The 19,702-nt window shown below is 60.0% G+C and carries 17 protein-coding genes; 12 read left to right on the top strand and 5 right to left on the bottom strand.

The features are described 5' to 3' along the window. Positions 1-31 precede the first annotated feature (31 nt). Complete coding sequence (locus tag FHT93_RS35550; protein ID WP_112970498.1) at positions 32-280, top strand: hypothetical protein; 249 nt, start codon at positions 32-34, stop codon at positions 278-280. A gap of 303 nt (positions 281-583) precedes the next feature. Here the strand turns inward: FHT93_RS35550 and zwf are convergent, their stop codons facing one another. Continuing rightward, complete coding sequence (zwf, locus tag FHT93_RS18520) at positions 584-2,053, bottom strand: glucose-6-phosphate dehydrogenase (RefSeq protein ID WP_112542621.1); 1,470 nt, start codon at positions 2,051-2,053, stop codon at positions 584-586. A gap of 287 nt (positions 2,054-2,340) precedes the next feature. On the opposite strand from zwf, the gene FHT93_RS18515 reads away from it, so the two are divergent. The 4 genes from FHT93_RS18515 to FHT93_RS18500 all read left to right on the top strand — a co-directional run bounded on the left by FHT93_RS18515 (position 2,341) and on the right by FHT93_RS18500 (position 7,503). Further along, positions 2,341-2,988, top strand: a complete 648-nt coding sequence (locus FHT93_RS18515) for a glutathione S-transferase (protein ID WP_113015122.1) — start codon at positions 2,341-2,343, stop codon at positions 2,986-2,988. A gap of 820 nt (positions 2,989-3,808) precedes the next feature. Beyond that, positions 3,809-4,135, top strand: coding sequence for a hypothetical protein (locus FHT93_RS18510; protein ID WP_113015123.1), 327 nt, complete (start codon positions 3,809-3,811; stop codon positions 4,133-4,135). Between the two features lie 248 nt (positions 4,136-4,383). Further along, positions 4,384-5,607, top strand: coding sequence for a chloride channel protein (locus tag FHT93_RS18505; protein ID WP_210299326.1), 1,224 nt, complete (start codon positions 4,384-4,386; stop codon positions 5,605-5,607). A gap of 645 nt (positions 5,608-6,252) precedes the next feature. Continuing rightward, positions 6,253-7,503, top strand: a complete 1,251-nt coding sequence (locus tag FHT93_RS18500; RefSeq protein WP_113015177.1) for a carbohydrate porin — start codon at positions 6,253-6,255, stop codon at positions 7,501-7,503. Positions 7,504-7,548: 45 nt separating this feature from the next. On the opposite strand, the gene FHT93_RS18495 is transcribed toward FHT93_RS18500, so the two are convergent. Both FHT93_RS18495 and FHT93_RS18490 read right to left on the bottom strand, forming a co-directional pair. Then, positions 7,549-7,686: a hypothetical protein gene (locus FHT93_RS18495; protein WP_162728540.1), complete on the bottom strand. Its 138-nt coding sequence runs from the start codon at positions 7,684-7,686 to the stop codon at positions 7,549-7,551. A 233-nt stretch (positions 7,687-7,919) separates the two neighbouring features. Further along, positions 7,920-9,203 carry an ROK family transcriptional regulator gene (locus FHT93_RS18490; RefSeq protein WP_113015125.1) on the bottom strand — a complete coding sequence of 428 codons (1,284 nt, stop codon included), beginning with the start codon at positions 9,201-9,203 and terminating at the stop codon, positions 7,920-7,922. 518 nt (positions 9,204-9,721) lie between these two features. On the opposite strand from FHT93_RS18490, the gene FHT93_RS18485 reads away from it, so the two are divergent. The 7 genes from FHT93_RS18485 to FHT93_RS18455 all read left to right on the top strand — a co-directional run bounded on the left by FHT93_RS18485 (position 9,722) and on the right by FHT93_RS18455 (position 17,676). Then, on the top strand, positions 9,722-10,723 hold the full coding sequence (locus FHT93_RS18485) for an ABC transporter ATP-binding protein (RefSeq protein ID WP_183848938.1): 1,002 nt from the start codon (positions 9,722-9,724) through the stop codon (positions 10,721-10,723). A gap of 11 nt (positions 10,724-10,734) precedes the next feature. Beyond that, positions 10,735-11,604, top strand: a complete 870-nt coding sequence (locus FHT93_RS18480) for an ABC transporter permease (RefSeq protein WP_112542614.1) — start codon at positions 10,735-10,737, stop codon at positions 11,602-11,604. Next, positions 11,601-12,413 (top strand): ABC transporter permease, encoded by an 813-nt coding sequence (locus tag FHT93_RS18475; protein ID WP_183848816.1) that lies wholly within the window; start codon positions 11,601-11,603, stop codon positions 12,411-12,413. Before FHT93_RS18480 ends, FHT93_RS18475 begins: the two co-directional genes overlap by 4 nt. Positions 12,414-12,427: 14 nt before the next feature. Next, a complete protein-coding gene (locus FHT93_RS18470; protein ID WP_183848814.1) occupies positions 12,428-13,465 on the top strand; it encodes an extracellular solute-binding protein in 1,038 nt (345 codons plus the stop codon). A 104-nt stretch (positions 13,466-13,569) separates the two neighbouring features. Then, a complete protein-coding gene (locus FHT93_RS18465; protein ID WP_183848812.1) occupies positions 13,570-15,543 on the top strand; it encodes a primary-amine oxidase in 1,974 nt (657 codons plus the stop codon). Between the two features lie 74 nt (positions 15,544-15,617). Beyond that, complete coding sequence (locus tag FHT93_RS18460; RefSeq protein WP_183848811.1) at positions 15,618-16,268, top strand: DUF2182 domain-containing protein; 651 nt, start codon at positions 15,618-15,620, stop codon at positions 16,266-16,268. A gap of 46 nt (positions 16,269-16,314) precedes the next feature. Continuing rightward, entirely contained in the window at positions 16,315-17,676 is a 1,362-nt protein-coding gene (locus FHT93_RS18455; RefSeq protein WP_183848809.1) for an NAD-dependent succinate-semialdehyde dehydrogenase, read from the top strand. A 74-nt stretch (positions 17,677-17,750) separates the two neighbouring features. Here the strand turns inward: FHT93_RS18455 and FHT93_RS18450 are convergent, their stop codons facing one another. Together FHT93_RS18450 and FHT93_RS18445 are read right to left on the bottom strand one after the other, a co-directional pair. After that, the gene (locus FHT93_RS18450; RefSeq protein WP_183848807.1) at positions 17,751-18,659 is read right to left on the bottom strand and encodes a BadF/BadG/BcrA/BcrD ATPase family protein; all 909 of its coding nucleotides are present in this window, start codon (positions 18,657-18,659) and stop codon (positions 17,751-17,753) included. Positions 18,660-18,661: 2 nt separating this feature from the next. Continuing rightward, positions 18,662-19,660 carry an SIS domain-containing protein gene (locus tag FHT93_RS18445; protein ID WP_183848805.1) on the bottom strand — a complete coding sequence of 333 codons (999 nt, stop codon included), beginning with the start codon at positions 19,658-19,660 and terminating at the stop codon, positions 18,662-18,664. Positions 19,661-19,702: the final 42 nt, after the last annotated feature.

The following is a 19,702-nucleotide window of genomic DNA, read 5'->3' as shown; positions in this document are numbered from 1 at the left end:
CCACGTCCGCACCTCCTGGAGCAGGATCTTGATGAACGCGGATATGATAGCCGCCTGGGCGATGGAAAACGGATTCCATGCGATCGATTCGCGGAATTATCGTCGCCATGACAATGCAGGCGTGATGACGATCGAAATCAAGAGGATGTCATTCCTCCTCATCGATGAGAGGCAAGGACTTCGACCGCGCCTGATATCGCGGTTGTTCAAGGACATTCCGCTTAATGGCGGGAGTGGCCGCTTGCACGGTCTTCTTCCTGACCGCTATCCCAATCGCTAAGTCCTGACTGCGTAGCTCGTTCGCCGCTCAGCAAACAAAGGCTGTAATCGGCGTCGCAATACCGAACCGAATGCATGCCTGCGGGCGCCTGAATCCATTCGCGGCAAGGCGCCGACCGCGGCGACCAAATAAAAGATGCCAAAGACCGAATTCCGCACAAACGCAGATCCATGCACCGATGCCACTCTGGAGTATTCGCGGTCGAAGCTCGGTTTCCTGCATGTCTCTGGCAACGTCATTGTATTGGGATTTTTCGCAATCGGTCGCCATTCTGGTCGCCGGCGTCGATCCGACAACTGACCGTCAATCACGCTTTGCCGCATCCCTCCAGGCGCGCTCGAACGGTAGGCGCCAAGCGTGCGGGGCAATGAGTTGGTGGATCGACTTCGGCCCCCAGCCGCCCTGGTCGTAGAGGCGTACGGGCGGCGGGTTGTCGAGGAGAGGTTGGGAAACCTCCCAGAGCCGCTCAATGCCCTCGGCCGTCGTGAACAGCGTGTGGTCACCGCGCATGGCGTCGAGGATCAGACGTTCATAGGCCTCCAGAACTTCGCCAATCAGGCCGGTTTCGCTCATGGCGAATTGCAGCGAGAGCTTGTCGAGCCGGAAGCCTGGTCCAGGGCGTTTGCCGTAGAAGGAAAGCGAGACCTTGGAGGCATCAGCAAGGTCGAAGGTAAGGTGGTCGGGGCCCTGTGCCCCCACGCCAGAGCCCGCAGGGAACATCGATTTCGGGGGCTCGCGGAATGCGATCGAAATAATGCGCTGCCCCTCGGCCATGCGCTTGCCGGTACGCAGATAGAAGGGCACGCCAGCCCAGCGCCAGTTGTCGATGGCGCATTTCAGCGCGATGAACGTGTCAGTGTCGCTTTCGGAATCGACGCCAGGCTCCTTGCGATAGCCAATGTATTGACCGCGCACCACGTCGCGCGGCTCGATCGGCAACATGGAGCGGAACACCTTGTTCTTCTCTTCCGAGATTGGTGCAGGCTCAAGGGCAGTGGGCGGCTCCATCGCCATGAAGGCGAGGATTTGGAAGAGGTGGGTCACAACCATGTCACGATAGGCGCCGGTGGTCTCGTAAAAGGCGGCGCGGGTGGAAAGGCCGAGCGTCTCCGGAACGTCGATCTGCACGTGGTCGATGAAGTTGCGGTTCCAGATTGGTTCGAACAGGCCATTAGCAAATCGGAAGGCCAGGATGTTTTGCGCCGGCTCCTTGCCGAGGAAATGGTCGATGCGGAATATCTGCTTCTCGTCGAACACTTCGTGCAGCTTCTTGTTCAGTTCAACGGCACTGGCAAGGTCCGTGCCGAAGGGTTTTTCCATGATGATACGGGAGCGTTCGGTCAGCCCAGCCTGGGCGAGGAGTTGCACGGCCGGAAGGGCGGCGCTTGGTGGCACGGATAAATAATGCACGCGCCGTGTCTCGGCGCCCAGTGCTTCCTCGGCCCTGTCGACCGCTGCCTTGAGAGCATTGGCGCCGGCAGCGAGGGGGACGTAGTCGAGCGATGCGGCAAACGCTTCCCATTCGGACTGCGAGAACTTGCGGGTCAAGAACTTGTCCAGCGAGTCACGGGCGATGGTCCGGAAGGCATCTGCATCGATATCGTCGAGCGAGACGCCGATAATACGGCACCCTGGAATGAAGCCCGCATTGGTGAGGTGGAACAGCCCGGTCAACAGCTTGCGCCTTGAGAGATCGCCCGTTGCGCCGACGAGCACAACGACCTGCGGATAGCCGGGGCCAACCCGAGTTGAATTCTTGCGCAAAACACCCATCCTCAAGTCTTCGGTTGTCCCTTGGGGATGGAGGTCGACCCCAGCTCCGCGCTGCCGCGAAGCGGCTATCTTCGTGCGTGATGCCATGACGTTGAAGCTCACCCCTCTAAGGTTGAATAGAGGCATGGATCGCGTGGCGGAGCAAGGGGGCGGCATTACCGTCGCGAAGTGCCGCGTCCTAGAGGCTTCACCGAGCGTGTTTTCGGTTAGTCGCCCGCGGCTCTGGAACCGCGGGAGCGGTCGAAGGTTAATTGAGGCGCCCTCGATATATCGCAGCGGAGACAGCCGTGCTCGTCGTCCATCACCTAAACAACAGCCGATCGCAACGCGTTCTCTGGATGCTGGAGGAGCTCGGCCTCGATTACCAGATCCGTTTCTATAAACGGAATCCCGACATGACGGCTCCGGATGCGCTGAAACGTATCCATCCTCTCGGCAAGTCGCCCATCGTCGAGGATATCGGCGACGACGAAAATCGAACGATCCTGGTCGAGACCGGAGCAATTTGCCAATATCTGGTAGACAGGTCTGCTGGACGTCTCGGCCCTTCGGCAGATCCGGAGGAGGTCTACCGATACAGACAGTTCCTGCATTACGCCGAGGGATCGGTCATGCCAGTCTTGCTCGCTCTCCTCGTCCTTTCGAAGGTTCCGCTCCTCGGCAGACTGGGAGCGAAGAGGATCCGGCCGATGCTCGACGTTCACCTCGATTACGTCGAAAGCGAACTCTCCTCGCGCCAGTGGTTTGCCGGCGATACGTTGACTGCGGCAGATATCATGATGAGTTTTCCGCTGGAGACAGCAGCGAAGAGAGCAGGCGAAGTGACGCCTCGCCCTGCGACCGCGGACTGGCTGAAACGGATCCATGATCGCCCCGCCTATCGCAGGGCATTGGAAAAGGGCGGGCGATACGCTTATGCGCCCCGTCCACGTTGACCCCGTGACTCTCGCTGAAGTGCAAGATCGGTCTTGAGGATCTGCATGTCGCTGAAATCAAACTTCACCAAGGCGATAGAGCGCAAATTGACCGCCTTGCGACGACAAGTGCTCGAGCAAGGTGTAGCCAGCCACGAATCGGCGATTGACGCCTCTAAAAATCGCGGCTGCCGTGCCTACAGAACTCCGTCAGCCTCCAAATCCGCTGGAAACCATATATTCGATTGCCCTCGTTGCAACGGGCGCTAGCGCGAGAAGAACGAGCGTAATCGAAGTAAAGGAGACCGCCATGACGGCTACCGGAATACAAAGATCGCTAGTGAGGCATGACGAAGGAGTAGTTGCGGCCTGGACCGGATAGTCTAGATGCACGCGCCTCTCGTTCGAATTTGCAGCGCGCAAGAATTTTCTCACGCCGGTTCTCGGGACTGTTCCGTCGTTGATAACGTACGAGGAGTGCTGGATGACCATTGGAAGCTCGTTTTTGAGGGCGTATGGGGCCTAACTGCCCAAACCTTCGCTCAATCCGCTTTCGTTGCAAATTACGACTAGGTTTAAGCGTTCCATACGTACGTGTAGGTCGTTCGCGTGAGGCAGCATCCCCTTGCCTCCCATCGTCCCCGCGCTCGTGGTCTGTGTCGCCGCCGGGTGCCTCTTCGGATGCGAGCTATACCTATGGGAAAGACTTATACACGAGGGTATAGATGCGCCCGCGATAGGTACGACGTAACTTCTCTCCATCGAAAACTCGATCGCATGAAGTCAGACCCTTCTAGTCCGCTTTGGCGATCGAGTGTCGCCAACCTGTGGAGTAGTCACGATGCCCACCTTTCGCGCTGCGGCCGCTGCCGCGCTTGTTATCACCCTCGTCGCTTCCGCCTTACCGGCATCGGCGCAGGAATGGCGCCGGCCCTACTATGACGATCAACCGCAATGGCATCATCACCACGGCAACGGCGCAGCGATAGCGGGAGGAATTGCCGCTGGTGTGATCGGAGGTCTGCTTGGTGGCGCGATCGCGGGCGCTAACAACGGTCCCCGCTACATTGATCCGCAGCCAGCGCCGCGTTGCTGGTACGAAAATCGACAGGTTCCGAATTCCTACGACGGCGGCTGGCACAACGAGAGTGTTCGCGTCTGCCAGTAGACGTAACCGAGAGCGAAGCACTTGAGAAAGGGCGATGATTCGTCCCGCCTTGTTTCAAGTGACCGCTTTTCCATGCCTGACCGAAAGATTTGCGGCGGCATCAAGACGAAGCCAGCCAGAGGAATTCTGGGAAACGGACCGGGCATCTCGTCATGTCTCATGCACCACGAGAGAATGTGGCCACGGGTGGCGACCATTTACGGCGATGGCCTTCCTTTGGCAGGCCAGATGCCGAGGCCGCCCTGCGAATGGGCGCGCTCGCAATTCTCACCGGTATCGCTGCCGGGATCGGAGGCCTGTCACTGGCCCTGATCCTGCATTGGATACAGCATCTCGCCTATGGATACAGCCTGCAAGCCGTCATCAGTCCCGAGAGCTTCCTTCAAGGCGTGTCGAACGCATCTCCCTTTCGACGGCTGACCATGCTCGGCATATGCGGGCTGGTTGCGGGGGTGGGTTGGCCAGTCCTTGCCAAATACGGACGCCCTTTGGTTTCGGTGACCGCAGCCGTGGGCAAGGCACTGCGGCCGATGCCCGTCGGTGAAACCCTCGTCCATGGCCTTCTCCAGATCGTGACCGTAGCACTGGGGTCACCGCTCGGGAGAGAAGTTGCACCAAGGGAATATGGCGCTCTTTTCGCACAGAGGGTCTGCGCGCTTTTCGGCGCTCCTGCTGACGAACTGCGCATTCTGGTGGCATGTGGTTCAGGTGCAGGTCTGGCCGCGGTGTATAACGTTCCGCTGGCAGCTATCATCTTCGTCATGGAGGTGCTTCTCAGACGTGTTGAGCTAAAGATCGTCGTGGCAGCGCTGCTGAGCTGCTTCGTTGCGGCATATGTTTCCCGGCTGGGTCTGGGTAACGAAGTGCAATATCCGATACCTTATTTCACATCGAATGGCTGCTTGTTGTTGATCAGCCTTATCGTCGGCCCACTGGTCGGTGGAGCAGGCGTTTTCTTCCGGCGGTGGACTAGCGGCTGTTCGGCTCGCGCAGCGACTGGCCTCCGGCAAGTGGCCGGCTCCTTGATCGCATTTGTCATTGTCGGCGCTCTATCGATGATATTTCCGCAATTGCTTGGCAACGGCAAGGGACTTGCAGAGCTCGCGTTCACCGACAATCTGACGCTTGGCCTCGCGGCGCCCCTCGTTCTCGCCAAATTATTGAGCGTCACGATAGTCCTGCGAGCCGGAGCCAGAGGCGGCCTGTTAACCCCTGGGCTCTCGATAGGAGCTCTTCTCGCCATAGTGATAGGGGCCTTCTGGAACCAATGGCTTCCCAATATCGATCTTGGGGCCGTCGCGCTCGTAGGCGCCGCCGCTTTCCTATCATGCTCCATGGCCATGCCCCTCACGGCCATGTTGATTGCCGTTGAATTCACTGCTGCGCCCGCGACTTTGTATATTCCGATCGCCATTGGAGTTCTCGGAGCATCGGCAGTTCAATATGCGATTGGGAGATATCCCTCACGTTGACGTGGGAGACGAGGCGAAGATCTTTGCTGCGCTCCATAAGCCACCGCCCATCATCATGTCCTGCCACCTGCACGCCGCCGGGCCCCTGATTTGCAATGTACCGAATCGTATAAGCATGGGGTTGGCTGGATCATAGGGGCCACCCAGTCTCTCCTGCTGGAGGCGTCCCGCCACTATCTGCGGCGTTCCAAGCCGCTCGTGTTCGGACTGACATTCAGGAATCAAGAAGGATCCCGCCGCCCAGGAGATCTTCGCGACGACAAGACTGCTCGAAGACGCCCCTCCCGACGACTTCGACGCCGTCTTCTATCCCGGCGGTCAAACTCCGATGTGGAATGTGGCCAAAGACATTTGATCGCAAGCAGCGAATCCTTGTACAATTCCGGCAAGTCAGTCGCGGCTGACGGTGCACTGGAGGCCGCCAACTTTTAGGTCTGTTCCAGGCAGGCGTGAAGAGCCCAAGCACCTTCGTAAAATGCTCGACCAAGCCCATCGGCTGCGTTAAGCGACACCATTGTAAAATCGACCCGCCCCGAATCGGGACGCAAATTTTGTTTTCAGTCGCGACCTCGCAAGGCTGAGGGGACGCGTGTCTAATCGGAGGATATCGAAGTGCGTCATGCAAGGACGGTGGGAGTGGCTATCATGCTCATTGCATTGGACGGTTCTTCCCTCGCGCACGCCGGAGACGCGATTCCTCCAGCTTCTCAGCCCAAGGCGGTTGCCAGCGAGCCCGAACAGTGGCTGTTCGGCGACTGGAATGGCGCTCGCACCGACCTTCGCGACCGGGGCATCGATTTTCAGTTTGGCTACGTCGGGGAGTTTGCCGTCAATCCGGGCGGAGGCATAGAAACCAAGGCCAGGTATGCCGACCAGTATACCGCCGGAGTGACCTTCGACCTCGATCGATTGCTTGGCGTCCCGGATGCAAAGTTCCAAGTGACGCTGACGCAGCGTACCGGGCGCAACCTGAGTGATGACGCACTTCTCGGCACCCTCCAGCAAGTTCAGGAAGTCTTTGGGCGCGGTCAGACCATTCGGCTGACGGACTTCTGGTACGAGCAGCAGTTCGCGAACGGTCTTATCGATTGGAAGATCGGGCGAATTCCAGTGAACGAGGACTTTGCAGCATTCCCCTGCGACTTTCAAAATCTCACGTTCTGTGGATCCGATCTCGGGAATCTTGTCGGTAACTACATCTTCAATTGGCCCATCAGCCAGTGGGCGACGCGCGCCAAGATCAATATCAACGGTTTCGGTTACTTCCAGGTGGGCGTGTATGACGTTAACCCCAAATATCTCGGGGTAGACGATCAGGTGCTGCCCGTCTTCTTCAGCAACTCGACCGGAGCGTTGATACCCGTCGAGATCGGCTGGCTTCCTCAGTTCGCGAACGGTGCCCTGCCGGGCAGCTACAAGGTTGGTGCCTGGTATGACACCTCGAGTGCCGATGACGTTTCCCGGGACATCAACGGTGATCCTTTCGAACTGACCGGGCTTCCCGCGCAACAGCACCGGGGCCGCTACGGTGCGTACCTGACCTTCCAGCAGCAGGTAAGCGAAAACCTCAGTCTCTTTCTGAATGCGGTCTTTGCAGACAAGCGGACATCTGTCACCGACCATCAGGTCGCTGCAGGGCTTGTCTACAAGGGATTGTTCGATTCCCGTCCCGAGGATGATATCGGCCTTGCCGTAGGCACGACGCACGTCAACAGTCGTGCGTTCGCTCCCAATAATCCGGGTGGATCCGAATACGCTGCCGAGCTCTATTACACATATCGACCGACGAACGGCCTGCTCGTCCGCCCCAATCTGCAATATATCCACCATCCCGGCGGAACGAGCGAGAACGACGACGTCTACGTGTTCGGGTTGAAGACTGCCGCCACCTTCTAGTTCCCGGCGGTACCACTGCCCAGCGCAGGTTACAGGGCCCTTGGCTCACCAATCGTAGTAGTCCGGCAGGAGCTTCGGCGTGCCTGTCTGTTGCTTGTCGTGGTTGATGAAGAGCCCTGCACGGGATTTCGTCATGAATGCTATGACGCGCTCCATGGAGGCGAAGGACTCTGACTTGTTCACATCGGCTTCGGAACGATATCGCGTTCGAAGTTGACTCCCAGGTGGATCACGTCGCCGGAGAGGATCACGTATTCGGTGTTCTCCGGATGAACCGTCAGAGATTGGCTTCCGGGCGCGTGCCCCGGGGGCGAAGGAAGCGTGATGCTTCCGTCGCGGAACAGCTCAACGACACCTGTGACAAGCTCCAGCCGAGTAGGGTGTTCGACAAGCGTCCGGGCGAGGTTGACGAGATTTCACCGCCGGCCGAGATCGATGCCGAGTGTCAGCAGGGCAGGATTATCAATCCCCGCCGCAGAGGAAGTGGTCGCGTTGACGGCAGAGACGCCGGGTTGCAGAGCGATGGCAATCGGTAACGCCGCTGCCCCCAGAGCAGGAAGCTCCGAGCTGTGTTCGGCGCGCATCAATCGGGGATACGGGCTTGCATGTCGGTGGATCATGGCAGGCAGAAGCGGTGAAGTTGCATCGATGAGCCGGTCCAATATCTCGGCCGGCAAGCCACCGCCAATGACCACGGTATCCGGGTCGAACATGGCTTCTATATTGCGGATGGCAATACGCAGGTAGTGCGCCGCCTCGCGCAGCCAGGCGGTCAATCGCGGATCATCGTCCAGCATGCAGGCCACGAGTTCTTCTGCCGAAACCTCATCCGGCGTTCGGGTCGGGCCGCAGATGGTCTCAGCTGCCGCATAGAAGGAAACATATTGTTCCAGACAGCCACGGCTTCCGCAGGCGCACAATCTGCCGCCCGGCTTGACGATCAGGTGACCGATTTCACCGGCTCCGCCGAAAGCGCCACGATAATGCTGGCCGTCGAGAACGAGGCCCCCTCCGATGCCCAGGTTGAAATGCAGGTAGAAAAAGGAACGAACCGATCGGCCAATCCCGTAAAGCCGCTCGCCAATGGCGGCAACCGTGGCATCGTTTTCCACGAAGGTTTTGATACCCGTTAGATCCTCCAGCCGCGCGGTCAGCGGAAATTTCGTCCAGTCGTCACCTTCCTGAACCTTATCGTACCAGAAGGTGCCGTTCTCGACAGTTCCGGGTACGCTGCAACCGACGCCCCATACGTGCTGGCGTTCAATTTCGCCGGCTACCAGCAGGCGCAGCGCGAGTTCGCCGAGAGCATCTGCCGTGGTTGCCGGATCTCGCTCTGGCAGCGGCCTTGTTTCGCTTGCCACCACACTACCGGTCAGGTCCACGAGAAGTCCGGTGATGCGCTGATGGGCAAGGCTCAGTCCAATGGTGTATCCGCCCTTCGGATTAAGCGACAGCTCGACCGCCGGCTGACCGCGCTGCCCCGAGCGTCGGCCCTCCTGCCGGATGAGGCCGGCTTCCTCAAGCTCGGCGGCAATATTGGAAATAGCCTGAACAGTCAGGCCGATCGATTGAGCGAGCTCGGTGCGCGTAATCGGTCCGCTGCGGCGCACCGCATCGAAAACGGCCCGTCTGTTGAGCGTGCGGGTCTGAAGGAGGTTCGTGCCGGGTAGCACGCCTTCACGGTCAAGGCGCAAATTCATGGTCGCATTCTTATCATCAGCCCGATCTTTATCAAAATCCTTTTAAATAAAAAGTGTTGTGTTATCTTTTCGTCTATGGCGGATAAAAAATGAAACTCCGCCTTGGCTCGAAGACGCCGAAGAGCTGGATCAGCCGGCCGCGCACAAGGCGGTTTCAGGAGCATTAAGGGTGAACGAAGAACCGGGATGACATCGATGAAGTTCAATCTCGCAGACAGGTGAGTTCTGTCGCATGATCGCCACGCCTGACCCGAACGCCGTCTTCTTGCGAAGTTGGCGATGCTTAACTACTGGTTGTGCCATGGAAATCCGAAATGGTGTCGACTGAAGAAAAATATCAGAAAATAAGCAATAAAAATCAGATGTGTGAATCGCGAGCCCGACTTTCGACGAGTTTTTTCATGTGACGATGGGATCGAAAATAAAAGTGAAACACTCAACTTGACAATGCAAATTTCCCGCTGATAGCTTGTAACTAACTAGTTATTTGGTGGTAATGCGAGGCCGTCTTGCAAGCGATGATCAGCATCGAAAACGTCTCAAAATCGTTCCTCGCAAAAGGGGCGGAGGCATTCACGGCTCTGGACGACGTGTCCATGCGGATTCGTGACCGCGAATTCTTCACGCTGCTCGGTCCCTCCGGCTGCGGTAAAACAACACTTTTGCGAATTATCGCCGGCTTCGAGCTTCCGAGCGCCGGAAAGGTGTTGATCGAGGGGGCGGACAGCTCGGCATTGCCTCCACAAAAGCGCCCGGTGAACACAGTTTTCCAGAGTTATGCGCTTTTCCCGCACATGACGGTGGCCGAAAACGTCGCATTCGGGCTGCAGATGCAGAAGGTAGCGAAATCCGATCGCCAGGCCCGTGTCGCCGAAGCGTTGAGGCTCGTGCGGCTCGAAAGCATGGCCTCGCGCTTGCCGCGGCAATTGTCTGGTGGACAGCAGCAGCGCGTGGCTCTGGCCCGGGCGCTTGCGCCGCGCCCGAAGGTTCTGCTCCTCGACGAACCGCTCAGCGCTCTCGATCTGAAATTACGCCGGGAGATGCAGGGCGAGCTGAAGCGACTGCAACAGGAAACCGGCATCACCTTCATCCTAGTGACGCATGACCAGGAAGAGGCGCTCGCCATGTCCGACCGTATCGCCGTCATGTCGGCGGGCCGTGTCCTGCAGATGGGCGCGCCGCGGGAAATCTACGACAATCCGAAAAGCCGCTTTGTTGCCGATTTCATCGGTGAATCCAATGTGTTGCCGGGGGCGATCGTCGGTCACGGGAGCGATATCATGGTTGCCGTGCGGCCGGAACGGATCGCGCTTTCAATGCTGGCCAGCGGTTTGCCCGGCAAGATCCGCGGCACGATCACCTCCATCACTTATCTTGGTCTGGATACGCTTTACGAGATCACGCTCGACAATGGCGAGCGTCTGCGAAGCCGAAGCCGGCAGTCCATCTCTGGCCTCGATGCCGGTCAGCCCGTCATCCTCGATTGGCCAAGCGATGCCGAACGGCATCTGGCGAATTAGGGGAGGGTGGAATGAATAGCCAGCGCACCCTGACGCTCGCAGCCCCCGCTGTCCTGGTGATCGGCATCTTCATGGTCGTGCCGCTTCTGGTCGCCGTTGCCTATTCCTTCATGACCGCCAATCCCTATGGCGGCGTCGACATGCCGTTGACGGCGGATGCCTATGTCCAGTTCCTGTTCCAGCGGGATTTCGACGATACGCTCGTCTTTTCCTGGAGCTACGTCATCATCATCCTGCGCTCGGTCTATCTGGCCGGCCTGACGACGGTGATCTGCCTGATCCTCGGCTTTCCGGTCGCCTGGTATCTTGTCTGCCAGGATGAGAACCGCCGCCGCACGCTGCTTTTTCTCGTTACCCTGCCATTCTGGATCAATACGCTGATCAGAACCTATTGCTGGGTTCTGATTTTGCGCGATGAAGGACTGGCAAACGGGCTCCTGAAGGCGGCGGGCGTGATCTCGACACCGTTGCCGCTGCTCTACAATGACGCGTCCATCCTGCTCGGACTGGTCTATACATTCCTGCCCTTCATGGTGCTGCCGATCTATTCGACCCTTGAACGCATCGATCCGCGCCTGATCGAGGCTGCCTACGATCTCTATGCGAACAGGCGGGCGGTCTTCGCCCGCGTCATCTGGCCGCTTGCAAGACCCGGCGCGCTCGTCGGCGCAAGCCTCGTCTTTGCGCCCTCACTCGGCTCGTTCCTAGCGCCCGATTTGCTCGGCGGCGGTAAGAAGCTCCTGATCGGCAGCCTGGTGCAGATGCAGTTTACCTCCTCGCGCAACTGGCCGTTTGGCGCCGCACTTTCGATCCTGGTGACGATTGCCGTTCTGGCAATCTTCGTCAGCCGCTCGAAAAAGGCCGAGGAGGCACGCCGATGAGAACGCCGCGCCCCTTCGACTGGCGCCATACGCCGGGCCTTGGCGCCTTTACGACCGTCATCCTGGTCTTTCTCTATCTGCCGCTGGTTATCCTTGTCGTCTACGCCTTCAATGCCAATCAACTAGTGACCGTCTGGTCCGGCTTCAGCTTGCGCTGGTTCGGCGAGGTGGCCGCCAACGAGGATATCAGGCGTGCCGCCTTCAACAGCATCATCATCGCCATTGCCGCGACAATCGCCTCCACAGTGATTGCAACGGCCGGGGCTATCGCCCTCGAGCGCGGTGACCTGAAGGGGGGGCGCGGTCTAGTTACCTCCTTGATCGCGCTCCCCCTGATCGTTCCCGAAATCATCGTCGCGATCATGACGCTGATCTTCTTTTCGGCGCTCGGCATGACCAACGGGCTTTTGAATCTCATCATCGCCCATACGGTCTTTTGTATTCCCTTCGCCCTGCTGCCGATCCAGGCGCGATTGCGCGATCTCGGCACGCGTCTCGAAGAGGCGGCGCGCGATCTCTACGCCAGCGAATGGAAGCTGTTCCGGTATGTCACCCTTCCGCTGCTGCTGCCGGCAATCTTCGCCGGCGCCCTGATGGCCTTCGTCGTCTCGCTGGATGACTTCCTGATCAGCCTGATGGTGTCCGGCGCCGGATCGACCACGCTGCCCATCTATGTCTACGGCATGATGCGCCTCGGTGTGACGCCGGAGGTCAATGCCATCTCAACAATCCTGCTCGGCATCTCGCTCGTGCTCGTCACCGGCGCGCTGCTGCTCGGGCGAAACAGCCAGAACAACAAACAATCATAACAAAGAGGGTGAACATGAAAAACGCAAAGAGGATGCTGGCAACGGCCAGTCTGCTTGCCATCGTCGCACCGGCTATCGCCCGCGCTGACGCCGGCGTCCTGCATATCTACAACTGGACGGATTACACGTCCGAAGAGATGGTCAAGAAGTTCGAGGCCGAAACCGGCATCAAGGTGACAATCGACACCTATGACTCCAACGAGACGGCGCTCGCCAAGATAAGCTCGGGGGCTGCTGGTTACGACGTGATGATCATTTCCAACGACTTCGTGCCGATCTTCGTCAAGCAGGGCCTGTTCGAGAAGGTCGATGTGGCCGGAATGCCGAACTTCAGGAATCTCGACCCGAAATGGCAGAAGCGTCCGTGGGATCCGAAGGCAGAATATACCGTGCCCTGGGTCTGGGGGACGACGTCCTATTCCGTCGATACCGCCGCCTACAAGGGGCCGACCGACAGCCTGAAGGCGCTGTTTGAACCTTCCGACGACCTGAAGGGCAAGATCGGCATGTTCGGCTCGCCATCCGAAGTCATGTCGCTTGCGCTCCTCTATCTCGGCAAGGACCAGTGCAACAGCAATCCGGCCGACCTCAAGGCGGTCAATGCGCTGCTCGAGGCGCAGAAGCCCTTCGTGAAGGTCTATAATTCTGACGGCACGACCGAGCGGCAGGTCTCGGGCGAAACGGTCATGCACGAGCAATGGTCGGGCAAGGCGCTCGCCTCGCGGCTGCAGAAGCCGACGGTCAAATATGTCTTCCCGAAGGAGGGCGTCATCGGCTGGATGGACAATGTCGCCGTGCCGAAGGGCGCGCCAAATGTCGAGAACGCCAAGAAGTTCCTGAACTTCCTGATGGATCCCGAAAACATTGCTCTGCAGCAGAAATCGACCGGCTATCAGAGCGCGGTAACCGGCTCCGACAAGTTCCTGCCGAAGGAAACGGGTGAATCGCCGGAGTTCAATCCGCCGGAGGATTTGAAGATCGTCTTTGCGCCGGCCTGCGAGGAAAAGGCGACGCGTGCCTATGACCGCATCTGGACGACGCTGCGCCAGTAACCGGCGCGGATGTTCACGACAGGAGCGGGCCGCGAAGGCCCGCCACTTCCCGCCTGAGACCGCCGGAGGCAGAACCTCCGGGCCAAGAATTCGAGGACAGAACGATGAATGAGACCGTCAATCCCGCCAGCCTGAAACCCGCCGCCGCACCGCCGCCGCCGGAGCATCTGCAGGCGCTGAAACCGTTGAGCCCCGATGAGATCAATGTGGTCGTCGCGACCGTGAAGGCAGATCCCGAGCTTGGCCCTGGCGTTCTCTTCGAAAACATCGACCTGCGCGAGCCGACGCCGGCCGAATATCGTGCCTATCTCGATGGCGCGCCGCTGCCGCGCGAGGCCCGTGTCAACGTCAACCATCTCGAGGTGCGCGGCGTCTGGCAACTGATCGTCTCGATTGCTGACAAGGCGATCATCCGCCGCAAGCATTTTCCGACCGCGCGCGCAGGCTTCATGGTCGAGCAGATGATGAGCGTGGAGGTCAACGTCAAGAACGATCCGCGCTTCATCGAAGCCTGCCGCAAGCGTGGCATCGCCGACATGACCGGCGTCATCGTCGATTCCTGGTCGGGCGGCAATTTCGGTCACGAGGATGAGGAGGGCCGGCTGATCTCGCATACCTTCTCTTGGCTGCGCGTCCATGAGTTCGGCAATTATTACGCCCATCCGATCGAAGGGCTGAATGCCGTCATCGATGTGAAGACCGGCGAGGTTCTGCGTGTCGACGATTATCCGGATCACCCGCCGATCCCGATGACGCGCTATGATTACGATCCGGAATTCCTGCCGGCTCCAGCCGCACCCCTGAAGCCGCTCGACGTCGTCCAGCCCGACGGTGTGAGCTTCACCATCAAGGATCATGCGATCTCCTGGGACAAGTGGACGCTTGCCATCGGCTTTACGCCGCGCGAGGGGCTGGTGCTTCACGATATCCGCTATGACGGACGCTCGGTCGTGCGCCGCGCCGCGGTGGCCGAACTCGTCGTTCCCTATGGATCGCCGCTCTATGGTCACGCCCGGCAGAATATTTTCGATGTCGGTGAATATGGCTTCGGCAAGCTCACCAATTCGCTTCGCCTCGGTTGCGACTGCCTCGGTCAGATCCAGTATCTCGACGCGCACGTGAATGGCCTCAACGGCGAGGTCGTCACCATCGAGAAGGCGGTCTGCATTCACGAGGAGGACGCAGGCATTCTCTGGAAACATTGGGATTTCCGCACTGGCCGCACGGTCCTTCATCGCGGTCGCAAGCTCGTCATCTCCAGCATCTGCACCGTCGGCAATTATGAATATGCCCAATACTGGTATCTCGATCAGGCTGGCGAGATCGAATTCGAGATGAAGGCGACGGGCATCGTCAACACCAATGCCTGCCATCCCGGCCAGCCGGACAAATATTCGACGGAGATCCAGCCCGGCCTCGGCGCGCCGATCCACCAGCATATTTTCTGCGCCCGGCTGGATATGGCGGTCGATGGCAGCGGCAACAGCGTCGTGGAGACCAATTCCTATATGGAGCCCTATAGCGAAAGCAATCCCTATGGAAACGCGTTTCATGCCGTCGACACGGTCTTGAAGACTGAGCTTGCTGCGGCGCGGCGGGCTGATCTTTCCACGCATCGCAGCTGGAAAGTGATCAATCCCAATAAGCTCAACCATGTCGGCAAGCCGGTAGCCTACAAGCTGCATGCGCCGAACTGCGTCACACCGATGATCCAGGAGGACGGCCCGTCGGGTATCCGCTCCAATTTCATCCGCAATCATATCTGGGTGACGCCGTTCAACGAGAACGAGCGCTATCCGGGGGGCGAATTCGTTGCCAATTCCGACGGGAGTGACGGTCTTGCCGAACTCGTGAAACAGGACCGTAATGTCGACAATACCGACATCGTGCTCTGGCACAGTTTCGGCCTGCACCATGTCGTGCGCGCGGAAGATTTCCCGGTTCAGCCCTGCATTTCCTGCGGCTTCTCGCTGGCGCCGGCAGGCTTCTTTCCGGTCAACCCCTCGAACAATCTGCCGCCCGTCGTCAACAAGGCGAGCGTGCTGGCTGGGCAGGGCGGGGGAAGCTGCTGCTGCTGAGACCAGGTGAAGGCCGGCGATATCCCCTGCCGGCCTCCCGCCCCAAGACCCTCAAGATGTCAGGGATTACGGCAATGACAAGACAGGAGACAAGCCGGACCGCTGCCAATTACGGCATGCTGCTATCAGGTCTCTCCGCCTGGGCCGTCCTCTCCTACATTCCGCAAACATTCGGCGAGATCATCTGTCGAGCCGGCAGACTGTCCCCCGACGTTGCCGGCAGCCTAGCGGAGCTCGCGCTTTCATGGCTGGCCATGATGGTCGCGATGACGGCGCCCGCCGCCTTTCTGGCCCGCGCGCTGAACCGTGAGCGGTTTGCGGTTGGCGAGAAACGGATCGAGACGGGTGTGTTCTCGTCGATCCCTATGCTTGTGGCCGTCGCGCTTGCAGGTGCATTCGGCGAATGGATGTTTCGATCGGCACGCCTTGTCGATGATAGCGGCCGTTTCATCGCGCCGGTTTTTGTGCCGGCCGTGCTTGCGTGCGCGGTCCTGCTCCTGCTGCGCGATATCATTCGAGGCCGGGTCGCGTGCCGGGCGGCCTGCTGTATCACGATGGTCCTCCTGCAGCTCGCAGGCGGCGTCACGAACATGGTCTGGATGGCGGCATTGTCGGCCTGGATGGCGCTCGAAAGCGTATTCCCCTGGCGGCGTGAGCTCTCCGCGTTCGGCGCGGTCACACTCTGCTTTGCCGCCGGTTTCTCTCTGCTTCAAGGAGGCGGCTGATGCCTCCTCGAACCAATACCTGCCTGCTAAACAAGAGGAGATTTAGATGGGCTTCCTGTCCTACAATCCAACTGATGGCCAATTGATCGGAACCTACGAGGAGCACAGCGACCGTGAAGTCGAAGCGATCCTCCAGCGCTCGCATGAGACCTGGAAACAATGGTCTGCCTCGTCGCTGCAGGACCGGGCGGCATTCCTGAACCGGCTTGCCGACCTTCTAGAGCAGCGCGTTGACGAATATGCCGCCCTGATCGTCGCGGAAATGGGTAAGCCTTTCGCCGAGGCGCAGGGGGAGATCAAGAAATCCGCCTTTGGCGCAAGGCATTTCGCGAGCGATGGCCTTGCCTACGTCAGTGACGAGCCGATCGCCGGCACGCCGGCCAAGATCGTCTATCAGTCGATCGGCCCGATCTTCGGCATCATGCCGTGGAACCTGCCTTTCTGGCAGGTGTTGCGCTTCTTCATTCCGGCGGCCCTCATCGGCAATACCGTCATCGTCAAGCATGCCGAAACGGTGCAGGGATCCGCAGCGGCAATCGAGAAGCTGATCCTCGATGCCGGCGCGCCGCGGGGCCTCTATTCCAACCTTGCGATCGATCGCAAGCGCGCCCCGGCCGTTATCGCCGATCCCAGGATTGCGGCCGTGACAGTTACCGGCAGCACGGCAGCCGGCCGGGCCGTTGCCGAGCAGGCGGGCTCACTTGGCAAGAAGGTCGTGCTGGAACTTGGCGGCTCGGATCCCTTCGTCGTCTTCGATGATGCGGATTTCGACAAGGCCGTGCAGATGGCGGTGGTGTCGCGCTATTCAAACAATGCCCAGAGCTGCATCGCCGCCAAGCGGATCTTCGTCCATGCGCCTATCGCCGAGCGTTTCACCGCCGCCTTCGTCGATGCGGTCAAGCGCATTCAGGTCGGCGATCCGATGAAGGCTGAAACAAAGCTTGGGCCGCTCGCCCGTTCCGATATTCGCGACAATGTTCAGCGGCAGGTCGACGATGCCGTCAAGGCGGGCGCACAGGTCCTGACCGGCGGCAAGCCGATCGGCGGTCCCGGCTTTTTTTACGAGCCGACCGTTATTGTCGGTCTGCCGAAGAATGCTGCGGTAGCCCGCGAGGAATTCTTCGGCCCGGTCGCCATGCTCTACAGCTTCAAGGACGAGGATGAGGCGGTCGCGCTTGCAAACGACACCGAGTACGGCCTCGGCGCAGCCGTATGGAGCAGCAATCCGGACCGCGCCGAGCGCGTCGCGTCTCGGATCGAGGCCGGCGCCGTGTTCATCAATGATTTCGTGCGCTCCGATCCGCGTGCGCCATTTGGCGGCGTCAAGGGCTCGGGTTTCGGGCGGGAATTGGGCGGCCTTGGCGCGCGTGAACTTGCCAATGCCAAGCTCGTCTGGAAGGGCGCATAATCAAAACTGAAGAGGCCAGCCGGATTGGCCGGCTGGCCTCTAGATGGCCGCTTGGACGATATGACCGGTTGGACTTATTGGGCCGCAGGCTTCAGCGCGGCACGCGCAAGAAACAGGGCGCCCTCGACCGGAGAAACTGTCAGTCTGTGGACCGCGAGCCGGGGATGCTCTTGACGCAGCGCCACCTTGAACGCTTCGAAGAGTCGTGACTGATTGACGATGACGCTTCCCGCGACCACCACGTCATTGCCGATGGCGCCGCGATTTCTGAGTTGGCCGACAAGTGCGGCAAGATCGGCGGCGCCCTGAGCGATGACCTTTGCCGCCAGCAGCGATCCCCGGTCCGCCGCATCGAAGATGGCAGCGCAGTGCGGCGCCCAGTTCTCGGCCCTCGGGTCGTCATTGACCTTGCGGGTCAGCCGCTCGGCATCCTCGACGTCGAAATCCTGGATCAGGGCGGAGAGAAGTCCGTCATCAGGCCGACCTTCGTCATGCGCCTTGAGCGCCGCGCGTGTCGCCTCGCGCACGAGGGCGGCTGCCCCGCCTTCGTCACCGATCACACATCCCCAGCCGCCTGCCGACAGCGGCTGTCCGTCCGGATCCGTTCCAACCGCAATCGCGCCTGTGCCGGCGATGACGCCGATGCCGGCCGCAAAGCCGGCAGCGGGCACGATGAGCGCTGCGTCATTGACGGCATGGACGCGGTAGCCGCGATCGAGCAGGGCCGTTTCGAGCGCCCGCCCGGTATCCGCGCGGTTGATGCCTTGCGCACCGAAGGCGATCGAGGCGGCGGCAATATCTGAAGGCAGATTGGCTTTCAGCCGTGCGGCCAGCCAGTCGGCGCCATGGGCCGCGGGTTCTGCATCCCAGTCATGGCTGCTGATGACTGTATCGAGGATGCGATCGCCCGCCAGCGTCTCGACGACCAGATGCGTCTTGGTTCCGCCGACATCGAGCGCGACGAGGCATGTTTTGCCAGTCATGGTCAGGCCACCTTGGTGTCGTTGTGGTGGAAGACGAAAGCGTCGGGATCGAGCCCTCGCGCAACGGCCGTCTCCACTGCAATGGTCTGCATGATGAGCGCCTCAAGGATCGGTCGCTGGGTCACCGACACGCGCGGCAGCGCAATATAGGTCAGCCATTCGTTCGCCTCAGCCTGCACTGGGCCGGCGAGGATCGTATGATGGCCGGCCTTTGTCAGTGTCGTTGCCAGTACTGCCTCCCGCTCGTCGCCGAAGAGAATATGCACGCCCTTTCCGGCCGATTCCATGGCGCCGTGAAGATATTGGCGGGTCGACATGCCGGTCGAGGGGATGCGGGCAATCTCGCGCAGCAGAAGCGAGCCGACTTCCGCCGAACCGGCGGAAGACGCGATCGCCGCGCAGTCGACATAGGCGGCGCTTTCCATGCGCGAAAGAATCGCGCCGATCTGTTGCGAAAGCTCGCTTTCCAGCTGGCGGAAAGCGGCCGGAAGATCAGCCCAGCTCGGATCGGCTGCGCCACCATCCCAGGCTTCGGCAATCATGCCGAGGGCTGCGATTGTGGCGGTATAGCCAATCGTCGAGGCATAGCTGTCTGGAATGGCGCCGAGCGATATATTGGTCGACGAGGCGGTGGCGACCGGCGAGCCCTTGGCATTGACCACCGACATGCGAAGGCTGCGGTCGATCGAATCGAGAACCGCAAGTGTCTCGGTGCTCTTGCCGCTCTGCGAGACGGCGATGACGGGATGGCTCGAGGCCGGGAAGGGGACCGGATATTCGCCGCCGTTGAGGCGCCACGAGTGGATGCCGCGCGAACGCAGCGCCCAGACCGCGGCCGAGCAGGCCGCAAAGCTTGCGCCGATGCCCATGAAGATGGGGCCAGGGCCCTTGAATGCCTCGGATGCGGTTGTGACTTCTTCACCGATTTCGGCAATTGCTCTTTCGAGCGCGCTCGCCTGCGAAGCGCGCGCTTCGGCAAGCGAAATATAACCCTTGACCATTCCGGTCTTCTCCCTGGTCCTGAATTCATCCGCCGGCGCAAC

Origin of the sequence: Rhizobium sp. BK379 (assembly GCF_014193955.1) — a bacterium.
In the GTDB taxonomy this organism is placed as follows: domain Bacteria; phylum Pseudomonadota; class Alphaproteobacteria; order Rhizobiales; family Rhizobiaceae; genus Rhizobium.
Note: the sequence above shows the minus strand (reverse complement) of the source record. Positions and strands in the feature narration are given on the sequence as shown.